5 protein-coding genes are annotated in these 18832 nt (G+C 72.6%); all 5 read left to right on the top strand.

The features are described 5' to 3' along the window. The first annotated feature begins 70 nt into the window (after nt 1-70). Nucleotides 71-4189 (top strand): hypothetical protein, encoded by a 4119-nt coding sequence (locus NOW55_RS09260; RefSeq protein WP_256399813.1) that lies wholly within the window; start codon nt 71-73, stop codon nt 4187-4189. Nucleotides 4190-4328: 139 nt separating this feature from the next. Beyond that, nucleotides 4329-6941 (top strand): hypothetical protein, encoded by a 2613-nt coding sequence (locus tag NOW55_RS09255; RefSeq protein ID WP_256399812.1) that lies wholly within the window; start codon nt 4329-4331, stop codon nt 6939-6941. Next, the gene (locus NOW55_RS09250; RefSeq protein ID WP_256399811.1) at nt 6938-15253 is read left to right on the top strand and encodes a hypothetical protein; all 8316 of its coding nucleotides are present in this window, start codon (nt 6938-6940) and stop codon (nt 15251-15253) included. The genes NOW55_RS09255 and NOW55_RS09250 overlap by 4 nt, the downstream gene beginning before the upstream one ends. Next, nucleotides 15250-18165 (top strand): lamin tail domain-containing protein, encoded by a 2916-nt coding sequence (locus NOW55_RS09245; RefSeq protein WP_256399810.1) that lies wholly within the window; start codon nt 15250-15252, stop codon nt 18163-18165. Before NOW55_RS09250 ends, NOW55_RS09245 begins: the two co-directional genes overlap by 4 nt. After that, entirely contained in the window at nt 18162-18827 is a 666-nt protein-coding gene (locus NOW55_RS09240; protein WP_256399809.1) for a hypothetical protein, read from the top strand. Before NOW55_RS09245 ends, NOW55_RS09240 begins: the two co-directional genes overlap by 4 nt. Nucleotides 18828-18832: the final 5 nt, after the last annotated feature.

Here is an 18832-nt window from a genome sequence, read left to right as displayed (position 1 = left end):
GGACACACCCACAGCACGAGCGAGACGCGGGAGCGACTGGACACGGCGGCCATCGACGGAGGTGTCGGCGATGGCGAGTGACCCGAGCGCCGGCGCGAACTTCCGGTTCCTCCCGCTCGTCCGCCGCGGCTTCCGGCCGGAGACGCCGTTCCAGCGCGACCGCTCGTCGACACCGATCCCGGGACCGATACAGGTCGGTGTCGAGCTGACGCTCGCGGCGCGCTCGAAGGACGGCGGTACGTGGGACCAGGAGCCGGAACCCATCGACGAGGGCGACCTCGAACGGCCGGGGCAGGACGTCCGGATGTACGGCCCCGGCGACGTGGTCGGCATCGACGAGACGCACGTGAGCCGGCTGGAGCCGGAGCCCGACAGCAACAGCTTCCCGGCGAACCTGTTCCCCCTCGTCGAGTTCTCGCGGGCCGACCTCCCCTGGCTGTTCAGCCCCGAGCGCGCGGACCTCTCGTCGGGGAAGTCCCGGAACCGGCCGTGGCTCACCCTCGTCGTCGTCCCGACGGACGCGAAGGGCGTCAGCGTCGACTCAGGCGGGACGAAGCCGCTCCCGGTGCTTACGGCACCGACGAGCGAGCTCCCGCCGCTCTCGCAGTCGTGGGCGTGGGCCCACGCACAGGTCGTCGGCGACGACACCGCGGCGGGCGAGGTGGTGCGGAACAGCCCCGAGCGCGCGGTCTCGCGGCTGGTCTGTCCGCGCAACCTCGACGAGAACCGGAAGTACGTCGCGGCGGTCGTCCCGACGTTCGAGCCGGGACGGCGAGCCGGGCTCGGCAGGTCGCCGTACCGCGACACGCCGGGCAGCGGCAGTGCGGACGGTGACGGCGGCGACGGTACCAGCGACGGCGACGGGACGACGCCGATCGCCTTCTCGTGGACCGACGACACCGAGGACCCCGTCGAGCTCCCCATCTACCTGCACTGGGAGTTCACGAGCGGCGCGGGCGACTTCGAGGCGCTGGCGAGCCGGCTCTCGCCCGTCCGGCTCTCCGAGGCGGAGGTGGGGCGGCGCGAGGTCGACGTGCGCGACCCCGGCCCGGACCGTATCGGGCATCACGAGGCGACCTACCAGACCGGCGCGCTGAAGGCACCGAGCATCGGTGCGCCGCCGTTCCCGAACCGGACCGAGCTGGTCCGGCTGTTGAACCAGCCGTACTCGCTGGCGAGGCAACAGCAGGCGAACCCCGGCGAAGCGCTCCCGGTCGTCGGCGCACCGCTGTACGGCCAGTGGCACGCCGACGAGACGCACATCGACCCGACGGACACCGGGTGGTTCACCCAGCTGAACGCGACGCTCCAGTACCGCATCGCCGCCGGGCTGGGTGCCGAGGCCATCCGCGAGAACCAGGAGGACTACGCCGCCCGCGCCTGGGACCAGGTCGGCGAGCTCGACGCCGTCAACCGGAAGCTCGCGGGCGGACAGCTCGCCCGTGCCGCGAGCACGCACATCCACGACCGGCTGGTCAACTCCGTCGGCCTCGCCGGCGAGAAGAACCCGGCGCGGCTCCTGCAGTTCACGCAGCCGCTGCACCGCACCGTCGGGACGACGGGCAGCGACGCCACGGTCGACGCGCTGCGCTCGTTCAAGAGCGAGTTCGAGGACATGGTCGACTTCCCGTCGACGGTGCTCTCCCCGACGTTCCGCCGGCTCTCGCGGCCGACGGGACCGCTGCTCCGCAACGCGAACGTGTCGGTCCGGGACGGGAGCCTGACCGCCAGCTCGATGGCCGCCGACTTCGAGGCCAAGACCGTCCAGCCCGCCGACCTGAAGAGCGGGCTCCGCCAGCGGGTCGGCACGCTCGACGACCTGGTCGGTGTCGAGGCGTCCCCCGGCCTCGGTGATGGCGTTATCGACGACGGCCAGTACGCCGGCGTCGGTCCCGGACCGGGCGGCGACGACCCATGGACCGAGGTCGGCGGCTGGGGTGGCGGTGACGGCGAAGGTGGCGGCCTGGGTGGCGGTGCCGGCGGCGGCATCGGACCGGTCGTCGACGGGACCCGGTCCACGCAGCCGGGGGTCGCCCAGGGCGGGACCCAGTGGCAGGCGATGTCCGGCACCATGGAGGGCTCGGTGTCGACCGAGTCGCCCGCCACCGCGCCGGACGACGGCATCGCGCTGCCCGGCGAGTCGCGCCACGTCCCCGCGCAGTTCCCGACGGGTGTCGACGTGGTCACCCCGGAGCTCGCCCGGGTCGCCAGGCTCGGCAGCTGGGCGGGCGACCTGCCGGAGGTGGACCTCCGGCGCATCGACCTCTCGAACGTGACGCCGGCGACGCCGCGGGCGTTCGCGGTGCGGAAGGTCGACGTGCAGGTCGGCAGCAGCATCGACCACGCGGCGACCGCGATGGTGGCCATCCGGTCGCTCTCGGTCCGGCTGGACCCGACCGACGAACGGACGAGCGCGCCGGCACCGACGACCGTGGCGGCCCACGCCGACGCGGTCGAGACGAACACGTTCGACGCGCTGGTCCGCAGCTTCGACAACCTCCGCAGTACCGCACCCGACGCGACGCCGACCCAGGTTTCGGACGACCGTGTGGCGTTCGTCGAGGGACTCCGGGCGGACCACCGGTCGGCCGTCGACGCGCTCGCGGAGGTCGTCACCGCGCTGGAGGAGCGCGGACTCGACCCCGCACGCTCCGACCTCGGGTCCGGTACCGTCGACCCGGCGACACCCGAGGCCGGACCGGACTCGGTCGAGGTCGGCGACCTCGTCACCCGCGTCGACCACGCGGCCCGCGAGATGCAGGCGGTGCTCGACCGGCTCCAGCGGCTCCGGACCTCGCTCCGGGTCGGTCCCGAGATGCTCCAGACGCCGGCCGGCCGCGAGGGCGCGGTCCAGTTCGGCCGGACGTACGACCGCACGCAGCCCGAGCAGATCCTCGACCACGTCGACCCCGACATCACCATCACCGAGACCGTGCTGTCGGGGGTGACGGCGGCGGGCGAGCTCGCAGACGAGCTGTCGAAGCGGCCGGACCCCATCGAGCCGGTGCGCTGGGCTCCGGAGTTCCCGGACCCGATGGCCGACGTGCTGGAGTCGCTCTCGCAGGAGTACCTCATGCCCGGCGTCGCGGACATCCCGCGGGACTCCGTCGGTGCGCTGGCGACGGACCCTGCGTTCGTCGAGGCGTTCCTCGCCGGTGCCAACCACGAGTTCGCCCGCGAGCTGCTCTGGAGACGCTTCCCGACCGACCGGAAGGGAACGTACTTCGACACGTTCTGGGACAAGGCGCACAACCCGCTCTCGACCGCCGACGACCGACCGGACATCGCAGACATGCACACCTGGCGGGACGAACTCGGCGGGAACCAGCACGAGTCCGGCCGCCAGGGGACACGGGCCGGCGACTGGAAGGAGGACGCGGACGAGCCCGAGGGCCGCGTCGTGCTCGTCATCCGCGGCGAGCTGCTCCGGCGGTTCCCCGACACGAGCGTCTACATGGTCGAGTCGTACCCCGACGAGGCGAGCGACGCCGACGAGGCCAACGACGACCGCGCCGGCCGCTCGCCGAAGCTGAGCGAGGTCGGCCACGTCACCCCGGAGGCCGTCCAGAACGGCGAGGTGACGGGCGTGAAGTTCCCCATCTTCCAGGGCAAGCTCGACCCCGACATCCGCTTCCTCGGCTTCGACCTCTCGCCGAGCGACGCCGTCGGCGACCCCGAGGTCGACGACCCCGGCTGGTTCTTCGTCTTCGAGGAGCCGATGGGCGAGACGCGCTTCGGGCTGGACGCTGGCGAGGCCGGCGACCGCGGGACCGTCCCCAACGGCGTGACGGCACCCGGTGCCCCGAACAGCGACGGGACGCCGCTGGACACCGGCGCACTGACCGGCGAGGGCGGCTCGACGCCCTGGAACGGGCTCTCGTGGAACCACCTGGTCGGCGACGACGCCGGCCCGGGCGACATCGACGAGCTCGTCACCTACGTCGACCTCTGGGACGGCCCGCCCGGAGCCGGCGGCAACGAGTCGAACACCTGGCGGGTGACCGACGGGCAGGTAAGCAACTGGACGACGAACCACCCGGACCTCGTCGAGCAGTACCCCGAGCTCGCGAACGCGCGGGCCGAGTGGGGCCGTAACAGCGCCCACATGGCCCGCATCACGTGGCAGCGGCCCGTCCGCGTGGCCATCCACGCCGACGACCTGCTCTCCGCCGAGGTGGCCGACCAGTGACCCCGACGGCCGACGCTGGGCGGGCGGGCGCGACGACGACCCACGGACAGCGACCGACTCCGATTTTCATGCACGAACGACAGACGACGACGGCGACGCGGCGTAGTTCCCGACCGACGGCAGCCAGCGGGGGTGCGCCATGAGCGAGGCGAGCGTCGCCGACGTGCGCGACGCCCTCCGGACAGCCGAGGACGAGCTGACGCGCGCGAGTCACCTGCTCTCGACCGTGGCCGAGTTCGCGGAGGCACGCAAGCACGGCGGCAGCGCGGACCCGACGCCGGTCGAGCGCGCGGCGACCCGGTTCCTCGAGCCCGGCCCTGGCCCGAACTACACGGTCCCGGTGCGCCGCTCGGAGCTCTCGTACCTCGGCGAGCCGTTGCTCGACGAGGACGGGGACTTCTTCGCCGCCGCACGCGCCTACGAGTCGTCCGCGAACCGGACCGGCTCGGGCGACGGCTCGCTCTCGGCACTCGTCGACGACCTCGAACGGTTCGTCACGGGCGCGAGCGACCACACGCCGGCGGCCGAGACGGTCGCGACGCTCGCGGCAGCCGACGACCGCGCGATGGCCGGCCACCTCCGGGTGGTCGTCCGGCGACTCGTGTCCGCGGCGCGGGCGAAGCGCGACGCGGTGGAGGACCGACTGAACGACCAGTACGCCGAGCAGGACGACGGGAGCTACACGCAGACGAACACCGGGAGGGTACAGCAGTTCCTCGATTCCGTCGACGACACCGTGTCGACGCTGTCGGACGAGCCCATCGCGCTCCTGCCGGTCCGACTGGAGACGCGGTTCGTCGAGGACGACCTGCTCGTCCGCGTGTACCCCGACCGCATCCACGAGGACAGCCACGAGCCACAGCTCACCGACGCCGAGCGCACGTGGGGCCAGAACTTCTGGGCGTACGTCTGGTACGCGACCGTCGAGACGCCCGTCCCACGGGAACTCTCGACGAACCTGCCTGCAGAGCGTCAGGACGAGCTGGTGGCCATGCTCGTCGAACTCCCCGACAGCGGCTACCCCGACGACCCGGCCGAGCGAAAGCGCGCCATCCGGACGCGGGCGTGGGGCCAGCTCGTCGAGCGCTTCGGTCGCGAGCGGGCGAAGTACGTCGTCCACGCGCTCCGGCCCGACGTGGACGGCAGTCACGACTGGATGACGCTGCTCGACGGGTCGGAGACCGCCGAGAGCGTCGGTGCGCTCGCGTTCCCCGACCCAGACGGCCGGCCGGGCTCGTGGACTCGTGCTCCCGTCGCCCGGCTGCTGCCCGACGAGTGGCTCGTCTACGGCGTCTGGACGGCCGACGACGACTACGACGGCGAGGGCGACACCCGCGAGACGTTCCTCGTCCACGGCGGCGCGATACGGGAGCCGCTCCGGGTCGGCCCGGACCCCGACGCCATGGCGGTCGCCACGCAGGCCGTCGCCGACACGCCCGAGGGGACCCGGACCGAGGCGGGCATCGACTGGCTCGTCGACTTCGCGGCCGCCGAACGCGCCGGCATGGCGCTGCGCATCACGCCCGCGGACGTCCACCCGGGCGGCGACCGGCCCCTCGACGAGGGCTGGTTCGAGCAGCTCGTCGTGACCGGCGTGAAGGCGACGATGGACGCCGACGAGTCCGCACGCCAGCTCCGCGAGCTCCTCGCCGCACAACAGTACACGAACGGACTCTCGCTGGTCCCGCAGGGGACACCGACGAACAACGCCGACCGACCCTCCGGCTACCACTCGGGCGAGGACCCCGAGGACACCGTCGACGTCGACGCCGGCGCGCCGCTGGTCGAACACGGCGACATGACCGACGGCGACGTGCTCGCCCGCGCGCTGGCCGTCGACCCGTCCTCGCTCGGCGACGACGACCACGTGTTCGCCCACGTCGCCGACGCCGACGCGACCGACCAGCTCGACGCCTGGCACGCCAACTCCGCGCTCTGGTCCGGCACGCTCGGCTACTACATCCAGACAATGCTCCGACCCAACCGCTTCGACGATTCCGACGCGACGCCACCGCTGTTCGACCAGCTCGACGACCCCGATATCTCGACGTGGTTCCGGGGCGACGACCCCGCAGGCTGGTACGAGGCCTACCGGCGGCACTTCATCGAGTACGTCCGCGCCGGCGGACCGCTGCCGACGCTCCGGGCCGGCCGACAGCCGTACGGCTTCCTCCCGGCGACCGTCAGCGACCCGGACAGCGACGCACGGCTCTGGGCCGGCGGCGGCGCGCTCGACGGCATCGAGACCGGCGACGACCACGTGTCCGTCGGCGGCGGCGTGAGCATCGCCGAGGCGGCCGACGACCGGGACGGCTGGTCCATCGGGGACATCCGCATCGGCGGTTCGGACGGCGGGTCCAGCGAAGAGGCGTCCGAGACCACCCTGCGCGGGAACGACCCGGCGTACGACTACACGACCGGCTCGTCCGAGGAGTTCCGTCGGACGTACCGTCCCGAGGACGCCAGGGACGAGATCCCCGACGCGTACCTCGCGCGGACGTTCGAACCCGCCGAGACGCGACGGGTCTTCTCGGCGTCAGAGATGGCGACGCACTACTCGCCGGACGAGGCGTCGAGCGTCCTCTCGACCGACGAGCTGAACGAGAACTACTCCCGGGAGGAGCTGGCCGCCTCGTCCGTCGAGACCGACGCGGACGGCCGTGCCATCGACCCGGACGGCGGCGGGGGTCGGCGCGGGAAACGGCCGCGTGACGACGACGACGAGGACTCCAGCGGGGGGATCTTCCGATGAGCATGGACGACGAGGGGAACGAGCTGCCGCCCTTCGGCATCGGTGTCCGCGACGACGAGCTCGTCGGCACGCCCGACGACCCCGGCCATCTGGACCGCTGGCTGCGGACGTTCCGCGACGCCTGGGCGACGGGCGCGACGCGGTCGAACAGCCGCTCGATTCCGGCGGTTCCGCACGTCGGCCGGGCCGGGACGACGACCGAGCTGAGCGAGATCCTCTCGATGACCGCGACGGCCAACGGCTACCAGTCGCGGCGCTACCTCGCCCACGACGGCTCGCTGGCGAACCTGCTCGGCCTCGACACGACCGGCGTCGGCCTGGGACAGACCCCCGGCGAGGACGGCGCGAAGTCGTTTACGCTGGACGTGCTCGACATGTACGAGGATACCGTGATGGAGGCGCTCGTCGGTCGACGGGACAACGACAGCCTTGCCGGTGCGCTCGTCGACGCGACCGACGAGCAGATCGCGGACGTGGTCAAGCAGACGATGACGAACTTCCGCATCATGGAGTGGGAGTGGAACCCCGCGACGGGGACGTTCGTCCGCCCAGACGACGAGGAGGGCGAGACCGCGAACTGGAACGACGAGGTCACCCTCGGCACCAACCGCTCGAAGGCCCTCCAGAAACACCGCGACATCATCCGGAGCGCGGTCGAGAACGCGCTGACCGGCGAGGCCGTCGACGTGAGCGCGCTCGACGTCCGCGTCACGAACCTGCTGTTCCAGGACCTCGACAACGAGGACGACGTGGTCCCGGTGGTCGATGCCGGCGTACAGGACCACCTGCGCGCGCTGCTCACCGAGGACTACGACACGGTCCGGAAGATGGGCACGCAGCTCGAGTACGACGACGACGGCTCGCTCTCGAACGAGTTCAAGAAGGAGACGTACCTCGACGTGACCGGGGAGGAGACGGTCGACCTCATCGACCGGGACGACCTGGACGGCTTCGTCGGCGGCGGTGGCCACGGCGGGACCAGGACGAACCCCCAGCGGGTCACCACGAACTTCCACCGCTCGCACGTGGACGACGACGGCGAGGAGGTGCCCCTGTTCACCGAGCACGCGACGCTCGAGAACATCGGCGACCCCGCCTACTCGCTGGTCGACGGGGACAGACCGCTGGCGAACTACCGCCCGGAGACGCCGATCTACCGACAGGGGATGGCACCGAGCGACCTCTGGGGGACACCGGAGACGTTCAGCTACGAGGGGCCGCGGGTGTGGCAGTACTACGCGATGCGCCAGCGCCGCGCCCGCTTCGAGAAGCTCGACGTCCTCCACCGCCTCGGGAGCGACGCCCGCTACGACGAGAACCCCGCGGTGCTGCGCTCGCTCGCCCACCACCTGTTCCGGTTCAGCCTCATGCGCGCCCACCACTCGGCCGCGCTCCGGACGTTCTTCCTCGACGGGCAGGCGACCCTCGACAGCGCCTCCGAGTTCGTGAGCTCGGTGCTGCTCGAACTGGAGAACGAGTCGTTCGACGACGGCATCGCCAGCGTCAACGACTTCCTCGACCCCGTGACCGCGCCGGACATCTTCGACGACTACCACCCGGGCCGGCTCCAGACGCCGTTCGACCTCGGGAGCGTCGACGCGAACGACGACCCGCGGCTCGAACAGGTCGGCCACAGCCTGCGCTACCTCCAGTCACGCGGCGACGACACCATCGACCGCCTGGTCCGCGGCACGCTCGACCTCGCCAGTCACCGTTTCGACGCCTGGGAGACCTCGCTGGCGACGCGACGGCTCGCCGAACATCGACACGACCAGGGGAACTGGTACCAGCCGGAGCCGGTCACCTACCGGGACGGCGGCGAGAACGTCTGGCAGGACACCGACGCGTACGTTCCGCCGGGTGAGTTCCCCGAGTGGCCACCGGAGAGCCCCCGGTCGGAGGCGGGCGGCGACGATGATGACGGGGCCAGCGCGGAAGTGTCGGACGACGCCGACGGACGGAACGACGCCGGTGAGACCGACGCGCGAGACGACGCCCGTGACGGCATCCGACGGAAGGATGCGAGCGACGTCACCGACGGCACGGGCCTCGCCGGGGACACCGGGTTCGACTTCGGCGGGAACGACGACGTGAGCGAGCTGTTCGAATCGGCGGAGTACGCGGCACCGGAGATCGACCAGACGTACGTCGAAGGGCTCCTATCGGGTGGCAACGACCTCGTGAGCGAACCCAGCACCGAGCAGGTCTCGCCGTCGGTGCCGCTGCCGGAGAGCTCGGCGGGCATCCACGTCGGCGCGTGGGGCTACGTCGAGGACCTCCACCCGGACGACACCGACGACACCGGCGAGTTCCTGCACGCACCGTCCCTCGAACAGGCGACGACCGCGGCGGTCCTCCGGGGCGGCCACCGGGCGTTCGAGAACGAGGACGAGGGCCACCTCTCGGCGGTCGACCTCTCGGCCGGCCGCGCTCGCATCGCGAAGCAGCTGCTCGAGGGCGTCCGCGAGGGACAGCCCCTCGGCGCGCTGCTCGGCTACCGGTTCGAGCGCGGCCTCCACGAGGCCGGCGAGCAGCAGTACATCCAGAACTTCCGGCAGGCGTACCCGACGTTCACGGGCACGCTTGGCGGCCCGGCGTCGTCGGGCGAGGCGGCCCGGAGCGACGTGGTCGACGGCTACCGGCTCTACCGGTCGCTGACGTTCGACGACGCCACCCACACCGTCGACCCGCGGCCGCCGCGCCGGCCCGAGGCGGAGGCCCGCCCCGACGTGGACGCCTACGCCGACCTGCAGGGAGAGCACGGGCTGCCGTCGCTGTCGAACGACGCGGTGCTCGGCGCGCTCTGGCACCTGTTCGAGGCGGTCGACGCCGTCCGGGACACGCTCACGGCCGAGAGCGTCCACCAGTTCACGCAGGGCAACTACTCGCGGGCGACCGGCTCGCTGGAGGCGCTCGCGAACGGCAACACCGTCCCCGAGCCGCAGGTGCTCGACACCCCGAGAACGTCGGTGGGACTGACCCACCGGCTGCTCGTCACCTTCGGCGACGCCGACGGGGCGACGACGCCGACGGCGTGGACCGACGACACCGCGTTCACCCACCCGCGGGTCGACGCCGTCGGCCCGGGCGACGGCCCCGACGACGAGACCGCCCCCGCCGTCCCGGCCGTCGACGCGAACGGGGCGTTCCCGCTCCAGACCCGGTCCGGGGCCGAGCCGAACCTCGACGCCTGGGTCGGCGAGCTGCTACCCGACCCCGCGGACGTCGGCTGTGAGGCCGCCTACCGCTGGACGGAAGAGCGCGAGTTCACCGCCGGCTCCTTCCGGACGCCGGCGTCGGACGGTCGCGTCTCCGTCACCGACGTCGGGTTCGAGCCCGACGTGGTGGTGTTCACCGCGTCCGTGGCGGCGGCGGGCCCTGGCGAGAAGACCCAGGCTGACGACACCGCCCCCACCGTCCACGGCTGGGGCCACGGGTCGGCGAAGCGCGGAACGGACGGCAGCCTGACCCAGCAGTCCGTCTCCGCGGTGTACGACACCGAGACGGGGACGACCGTCGGGACCGCCGACACCGACGACGCGCTCCACCTCTCCTTCGCCGGCGACGACGGCGACTCGGTGCGTGGCACCGTGAGCGAGACGACGACCGACGGCTTCGAGTTCGACGTGACCGTTCAGGGCACCGACCGCGCCGTCTCGGTCGACTACCTCGCGCTGTCGGTCACCGACCCGGGGCTCGTCTCCGTCGGCCATCTGGAGACGCAGTCCGGCAGCAGTACCGAACCGCTCGGAATCGACGCCGACACCGTCGTCCTGACCGCGACGGACGCGGTGGACGCCAGCGCGCTCGGGACGCAGGGCGCGACCACCGCCGCGACGGGCGGCTCGGTCGGGCTCTCCTACGGCCAGGCGACCACCGGCGGGAACGGCCTCACGCAGCACGCGCTCTCGCTCTCGCAGGACCCCTCGGGAGGCACGGCGGCGTCGGGGACCGCCCGCGAGGACCGCGTCGTCCACCTCGACGGCGACTGGTCGCTCTCGTGTACGGGTCTCGGCACCGACCTGCAGCTGAACGCGGTCTCGACCGGCAGCGCCCCCCGGCCGGTCACCTACGTCGCTATCGAGTCGCCGCCGGACGAGCCGACGCCCGAGGTGGGCGTCCTCGCCGACGGCGAGAACACGCTCGCCAGCGACAGCCGGCCGGGAGCCATCGAGTTCGTCGCGCTCCCCGGCGTCACCGACACCGACATGAAGGCCGGAACGGCCGTGTCGCTGACCGACGCGACGACGGGACTGGGCCACGGCCTCACGACCGGCGTCGGCCGCCAGCGGGCGATGGCCGACACGGTGACCGACGGGACCGTCGCCGCACCGAGCGGGGCGGGGTCCGTCGTCGACATCCCGACGGGGCCGAACGCCAGCGTCACGGTCGAGGTGAAATCCGTGCGGGACGGGAGCTTCACCGTCGAGTTCACCGAGGGCACGCCCGCGGACTGCCTCGTCTGCTACCGGGTGTGGCCCGCAGAGCCCGTCGAGCGCGAGTTCGTCGCGGACACGACGCTCACGTTCGACGAACTGCTGCTGTCGCCGCTGGACGCGGTTGCGTTCTCGAAGGAGGGCGAGGACCAGGCCCGGACCCAGCTGGAGCAGCGCCTCGCGTACTACCTGCGACGGAACCGCGAGACGAAGCCGACGACCGCCGACACGGGACACCCGCCGATCCCGGCCGACGCGACGGTCGACCTGCGCTTCCGGGAGGACGGCGGGGCCCGCGTCAGCGCCGCCGACTTCCTCGAACTCGTCCGCACGGTCCGGGACACGCTCGCCGACGGACGGCCCGCGACGGCGGACGACCTCGCACACCCGGCCGAGCAGACCGGCCCCGGCTACGACGAGCAGACGTTCGCGGAGTTGCACGGCCGCGGCGACGCGGCCGCCGCCGCGCTCGCGGACGTGACCGCGCTCGTCGACAACCGGCGCGAGCTGCTCGACCCCGACGTCGACCCGACCGACGCGAAGGAGACACCGGAGGGCGAGCGCGACGAGCCGACGGTCACCGAGCAGGTCGAGCACGTGCAGGACGCCGTCGCCGAGTTCCGGGCACAGGTCCCGGTCTCGGGCGTCGAGGAAGCCTGCACCCAGGTCGACGACGCGACAGCCGCCGACGGCGACGTGCTGACGACCGAGCTCGAACGCCTGCTCCGGGCGCTCCCCGCTGGGCCGACCGACCCGAAGGACGTGCGCGAGGAGCTGACCGTGCAGGCGCTCGCCGGCCGGACGCTGCGCTGCGAGACCGACCTCGACGAGGTCGCCTCGCTCGACGTGACCGTCCTCGGCGACACCGGCGCGGACGTGGTGGCGACGGGTCTCCCCGTCCAGTACGTCGAGCAGCGCACCGTCCAGACCGACGCCGACGGCGTGTTCACCGTCGACATCGACTGTCACGGCTGCACGCCCGGCGCACCGTTCCTCGTCGTCGCGAGTTCCGGCGGCACCGTCGTCTACAGCGAACGCGGGCGGTTCGTCGAACCGCGCAGCGTCCACGTCGTCGACCCCGACACCGGCGGCGACACGGACCGGGACCTGACCGGCCTCGCCGACGTGCCCCCGGGTGCTGAGACCCCGATAACGGTGACCGTGACCAGCGACCAGGCCGGCGACGAGACGACCGCGTTCGACACGACCGTCTCGACGACGACGCAGGACGACGGGCGCTTCGGGGTCACCCTCGACGCGAGCGATGTCGCGCCCGGCACCGCGTTCTCCGTCACCGCGACCGACGGCGACGGCGACACCGTGTACACCGCCGACGGCCACGTCCGGAACCCCGCGTACGACGTGGACCTCCGGACGCTGTTCGAGGGGCTGACGCTGCTCCCGACGCTGTGCTGGCTCGGCTCGGCCCGCCCGGCTCTCGACCCCGACGCGTACGACTCGCCAGCCGGCGCGCTCCAGTCGCGCCTGTCGAACGATACCGACTGGCCGGCGATCACCGCGGAGGCGGACCTCGTCCGGAACTGGAAGGCCGAGGTGGACGCGCGCTCGACCGGAAGCCGGCCCGCCGGTCCCGCGCTCGACGTCAGCGACGACGACGTGGCCGTGCTCGCCGAGCTGACCGACCTGTCGGCCCTCGACCTCCGGGCGCTGGCGGATACCCTCGCGACCGCCCTCGAACCGCTCGCCGCGACCGGGCTGGTCGACGCCGTGGACGTGACCGGCGGCGAGGACCGCGTCGACGACGCGCGGTTCTGGCCGACGGCCGACCACGAGCGGCTGGCACGGGTGCGGACCGCGCTCGCCCAGTTGCTCCGGAACCCGGCCGACCGCGACCGCGACGACGAGCTCCTGCGGTTCGCCGCCGAGTTCGTCGCCAGCGTCGAGCGCGTCGAGTCGCAGGCCGCACGGGCGTCGTTCGTCCACCTCCTCGTGCTGTTCGAGGAGTCGCAGTGGGCCGCCGTGGCGTTCGACGACGCCGTCGACGACCCCGCGGCGTTCCTCGAACGGCTCCGGCGGTTCGTCCACTACCCCGAGACTGCCACCGACGCCGACCGGAGTGGGCTGGACGCGGACCTCGCCGCGCTGGCGGCGTACTACCGCGACATCGACGGCCTCCCCGGACACCGGCAGGCCGTCCAGCGGGCGAAGGCGCTCCGCGACGTGCTCGACCGGAACGAGGTCGAGCGGCGGATGCGGTCACCCGACTACGACATCGCGGTCGACACGACCGACCGCATCCTCGCCCTCCTCGACGAGCTGCCGGACTGCCGGGACGAGCACGCGGCCGAGAGGGTGTTCGAGGCCATCGAGGAGCCCCTCGACGAGCTCGAGCACGTGGACCACGTCAGGCCGACGGAACGGGCGGTCAAACCGATGGTCGAGGCGCTCGAAAGACTCCGTGAGGCGGTCGACGACAGCGAGCCGTGGAGCCGCTTCGAGCGGTTCGACGAGCGCTTTGAGGACGTCGAAGCAGAACTCGGCGTCGACGGGCGGGAGTCCAGCGACGCGACGCCCTCGACGGAGTTCGTCGCGGTCTGTGGCGCGCTCCGGACGACCATCGACCGCTACGAGGAGCACGCCGGCCAGCAGGGGACCGCTCCGGTCTTCCGCCCGGTCGACGCCCGGAACGGCTTCGACGGCTGGTGGCGTTCGACCACCGGGTCGCTCGCGACCGAGGTCGACACGGAGCTTGCCCCGCTCGCAGCCGTTGCGCGCTCGACCCGACTGGACGAGACGTTCCGGCACTGCGTGCTGGAGACGCTCCGCATCCCGCTGCTCCGGGCGTCGTACTTCGGGGTCTACGCCAGCAGCCCGCGGTCCGCGACCGGCGGTCGGCCCGAGGACGAGCGGACGCTCGTCGCGCAAGCACGGGGCGTCTCGGACCGGCTCCACGCTCGACTCGACGAGGCCGGCGAGCACGCCGACGCCGTCACCGCGCTGGTCCCGGGTGCCGCCGACAACGCGGCCGCGGCGACGACGCTCTCCGGCGGGGCGGCCGAGAGCGCGACCGTCACCGAGGCGGCCGAGCACGAGCTCGACCGGCTGACGGCGCTGTTCGGCGAGGGCTTCGTCGTGCTGCCGCCGCTGTCGCCGCCGAACCAGGCCGAGCTGTCGAAGACGTTCGCGACGACCCACACCGACGAGCTGCTGTCGACGGCCGCGCCGATGGAGACCGAGTCGTGGCTCCAGCGGGCCGCCCGGGTCCGCGACCGGCCGGCGAACCTGCAGCAGACGTTCTCCTACGCCGAGATGGTCTCCGGCCGGCTCCTGCGCGACGACCTCCGCGTGGGACAGCTCCCCTACCGCGAGACCGACGACTGGGTGGGCATCGACGGGCTCGACGAGACGCCCGAGCGCGGCCAGGTGTCGATGGTGACGACGTTCCCGACGCGGTACCACGCCGACCACCCCATCGCGCCGAGCCCGGGCGACGCCGACGGCACGCCCGGCGCGCAGGTCGCCGGCTTCCTCGTCGACGACTGGCGGGAGGCCGTCCCGAAGACCGAGGAGAAGACGGGCGTCGCCGTCAACTACGACGACCCGAGCACGGAGCCGCCGCAGTCCATCCTGCTCGCGGTGCCGCCGGCCGACGGCGGCGACTCGCCGTGGTCGGAGGATCTGCTGTTGCGAACCATCCTGGAGAGCGTCGACCTCGCGAAGCTCCGCGGCGTCGACCTGAACGTCGTCGGGAAGCCGCGGTCGGACCCGAAACAGCGCGTGCTCGGACAGCTGCTCCCGGCCATCACGCTGCCGCACAACACCCGTGACGTGCCGGACTCGCCGACCGTCGACCTGGACCTCGACCGCTGGCTGGCGGACGACCTGGCCGGCGGCGACGGGGGTGGGGGCGCATGAGCGAGCGACCCGAGCCGCAAGCCGTGGACGACAGCGAGCCCGCCACGGCGCTCGACATCGAGGCGTGGACCGCGTCCGAGACGTTCTGGACGCGGCTCGAACCCCGGACGCGCGACCCGCAGATCGAGCGGCCGCTGCGCGCGGAGGTACACGACCCGGCGTGGCTGCTCTGCCGCCAGTGGCAGGTCGGCGAGTTCCAGGGCGAGGACGCCGGCTCGCCGGTCACCGCCGCGGTCTCGTACGCCCGTGACTACCTGAGCCGGTACGAGCTCGGCGGCATCGACTACTCCGAGCTGCTCCCCGGCCCGGGCGGCTCGGACCTGCCCATCACGCCCCCACCGGCGCTCGGCGGCGCGGGGAACGTCCCGGTGGCCGACGAGCGGAACCAGCTCGACGCGGTCGCGACCGCCGTCGCCGACCACCTCGAGGCACAGCAGTCCGGCGGCGGCGAACCCGCAGACGCGCAGTCGGCGTTCGAGACGTACGTCCAACCGGGCAGCGGCCAGACGCCGTCGCAGCGACGGCAGGCGCTCGCGTACCTGACGGTGTCGGTGCCCGAGGAGGACGGCACCGAGTCGACGTTCATCGACCGCGCGCTGGGCTACCTCGCGAACCAGCCGAGCACGGAGACGCAGGTCGGCGGCGACGGCGTCGACCAGCTCGTCGCCGAACTCGTCGACTACGCCGAGGGGTCGGCGAGCTGGCAGGCAGCCGCGACGACGTTCGCGGTGCTCCTGCAGGTCGGCGGCCAGCGGACGACGACGCACGTCCGCGAGGTCGTCGCCATCGCACGGGGCGTGTTGCAGGACTACGACACCGCGCAGTCGGGCGGCGCGGACGGGTCGAACGGGGACGACTCGCCCGACCAGACCGTCGCCGGCAACGGTCAGCCGTACGAGGGCCAGCCGCTGGAGGTGCTCGCGGAGCGCGAGCCGGTGACGACCGGGCTGACGGGCGACGACGTGCCGCCAGCACGACTCCGGGCGGACGCCGGCCAGACGTACCTCCGGTTCCTCGCACGGGAGGACGTGACGCCGGCCGACGGCACCTACGCCGCGGCGGACCTCGCCGACCCGAACGCGAGCGAGCCCGAGCGGTTCCTGCTCGCCGAGCCGGACGCGGCGCTCGACCCCGGAGACCGCCGGTTCACGTCGCTCACCGACGGGCGCGCAGTGGACGGCCACGCCGTCTACGCCGCGCTCGTCGCCGGGGTGCCGGGCATCCGTGACGCCGCGGGCTGGGAGGCTCCGTCGTGGCCGTCGTCGGCCGACGGGCTCCCGGTTCCGCAGGACGAGTCGCTCTCGGACGGGGTCAAGCGCGCCGCGACGGGCTTCGTCGACTGGTACGCCGACCTCTACGACGAGCCAGAGTCGGGCGCGAACCCGGCGTGGCAGGACGACCGACAGGAGCACCAGTTCTCCGTCGCGACCGGCCCCGCCGAGGGCGAGACGGTGCTCAAGGCCGAGGAGTACCCCGGCGGCCACCTCGACTGGTACTCCTTCTCGGTCGCGAGCGGGCCGCTGGACACGCTGTCGCCGCCGTCGGCCGCCGACACGGACGGGGAGCTCTCCGAGTCGAAGTCGAAGGACATGACGCTCAGCAAGCTCCGCTACCGGGGGATGCCCGCCTCGCGCTGGTGGGAGTTCGAGGACGCCGCCGTCAACCTGGACGATATCCCGGCCGGGCCGGAGGAGCTGTCGAAGCTGCTCCTGCTCGACTTCAGCCTCGTCCACGGCGACGACTGGTTCCTCTTCCCGCTGTCGGCTCCAATCGGGACGCTCACCCGCATCACCGACATGACCGTCACCGACACGTTCGGGGAGACGACCGACATCGAGCCGGTGACGTCGGTGACCGACCGCTGGAACGCGTTCACCTTCGACGACCTGCCGGAGGACGTGACCGACGACGGCGAGCCCGGGCTGTTCCTGCCGCCGACACTCGCCGAGAGCCAGTCCAGCGACGCCGTCGAGCGCGTCTCCTTCGCCCGCGACGAGATGGCCAACCTCGCGTTCGCCGTCGAGGAGCGCGTCGAGAGCCCGGTCGGGTCGCCGCTCGAGCGCGAGGAGTTCGTCGAGCCCGACCTCGCCATCGACCGTGTCGTCGCCGGCCCCGACGAAGCGGACGAACGGCTCGTCCTCCGGAACGTCGGGGACGCACCGCTCGACGTGACGGGCTGGACCGTCGAGGTGACGGTCGGGACGACGACCGTGGGTCAGCCGACGGACGAACTGTTCGGATTCGAGGCGGACGAGGACGGCGAGCCCGCGGTCCTCGACGCCGACGAGACGGTGACGATACACACCGGCGAGGAGCCCGCGGGCGTGCCGCCGGACGGCCACGTCTACCTCGGTGGTCTCACGGACCACCCGAACCTCTCCACCCCCGTCTGGGGCAGCTCGGTCGGCTCCGTCGTCGTCCGGCGCGGCGGCGACGGCACGCCCGAGGAGCGGTTCGTCACCCGCGACGTGGTCGCGCACACGCCCGTCGACCTGCCCGAGTACGAGCTGGCGAGTTCGGTTCCGGACCACTACTTCGCGATGCAGCCGGTGCGCCCGAAGACCGGGTCGGAGGCGATGGCGGCGGACCCCGACAGCTACCGGCTCGCGCTCGCGCTGCTGCTCGACGCCGACTCGATGGGCGACCCGCTCCAGCGGCTGCCGACACCGAAGGGCCGCATCCTCGACACGGACGACCCGCTGCGGCTCCACGAGGAGGAGGTCACCCGGGCGGGCCGCGACGTCGAACGGCACTACCAGCTGGCGCGCTGGACCGACGGGCGCACCCACCTCTGGTCGAGCCGGCGCGTCTCCAGCGGTGCCGGCGAGATAGCCAGTCGCCTGCGCTACGACGACATCGTCGAGCCCGACGAACGGGACCTCTCGGCGGGCACCGGGGGTGACACGAGATGACTAGCGTCGGGGTACTTGCCGGTCTGACGCCCTCTCTCGACACGATGCTACTCGTGGGGCTCATCCAGGGACTGGTGCTACAGGGACTCCCGCCGGAGGCGGCGCAGGCGGTCGAGGACGTGCTCGCGACGATGACGCCGCAGAACGCGGCCGTCTACGGCGCGGGCGGGCTGTTGAGCATCGGCGGCGTGCGCTGGCTCGTCAAGCGTCGGGCCGGCGGGACGCTGAAGAACGCCGCGGCCGGGACGACCGTGAACACCGGCAGCAGCGCCGCGAGCAAGGGCGCGGTGTCGACGACGACCACGACACGCGCCAGCGCGTCGAAGCACAACGTCGCGTTCACCCTGCCGTCGTTCGTCCCCATCTCGAAGGGCGTCCGGCAGGTCACCCACCACGAGATCCACGCGGTCGAGCTCGGGCTGGTCGTCGGGCTCGCGATGACCTGGCTCTACGTCGAGGGGCGGACCGAGATCGTCACCGGCGTCGTCGTCGCGTTCGTCGCCGGCAGTCTCGGCTACAAGCGGTACAGCAGCAAGGCGTTCAAGACCATCCGGTACGAGCCGTGGTACGCCCTCGTGGCGCTCGCCGGCGGGGCCGCGCTCGGCTTCTCGCTGTTCGTCATGGAGCCCGGTCTGCTCTCGCAGCTCGGCGTCTCGGTCTGAGTCAC

This window comes from Haloarchaeobius litoreus, assembly GCF_024495425.1.
Lineage (GTDB): Archaea > Halobacteriota > Halobacteria > Halobacteriales > Natrialbaceae > Haloarchaeobius > Haloarchaeobius litoreus.
The sequence above is the reverse complement of the archived record's forward strand: the minus strand, read 5'-3'. Positions and strand labels throughout refer to the sequence as shown.

Bases quoted from the DNA above. Each gene is read 5' to 3' on its own strand.
- NOW55_RS09255 (WP_256399812.1), top strand. From the start codon at position 4,329: ATGAGCGAGGCGAGCGTCGCCGACGTGCGCGACGCCCTCCGGACAGCC.
- NOW55_RS09260 (WP_256399813.1), top strand. From the start codon at position 71: ATGGCGAGTGACCCGAGCGCCGGCGCGAACTTCCGGTTCCTCCCGCTC.
- NOW55_RS09245 (WP_256399810.1), top strand. From the start codon at position 15,250: ATGAGCGAGCGACCCGAGCCGCAAGCCGTGGACGACAGCGAGCCCGCC.
- NOW55_RS09250 (WP_256399811.1), top strand. From the start codon at position 6,938: ATGAGCATGGACGACGAGGGGAACGAGCTGCCGCCCTTCGGCATCGGT.
- NOW55_RS09240 (WP_256399809.1), top strand. From the start codon at position 18,162: ATGACTAGCGTCGGGGTACTTGCCGGTCTGACGCCCTCTCTCGACACG.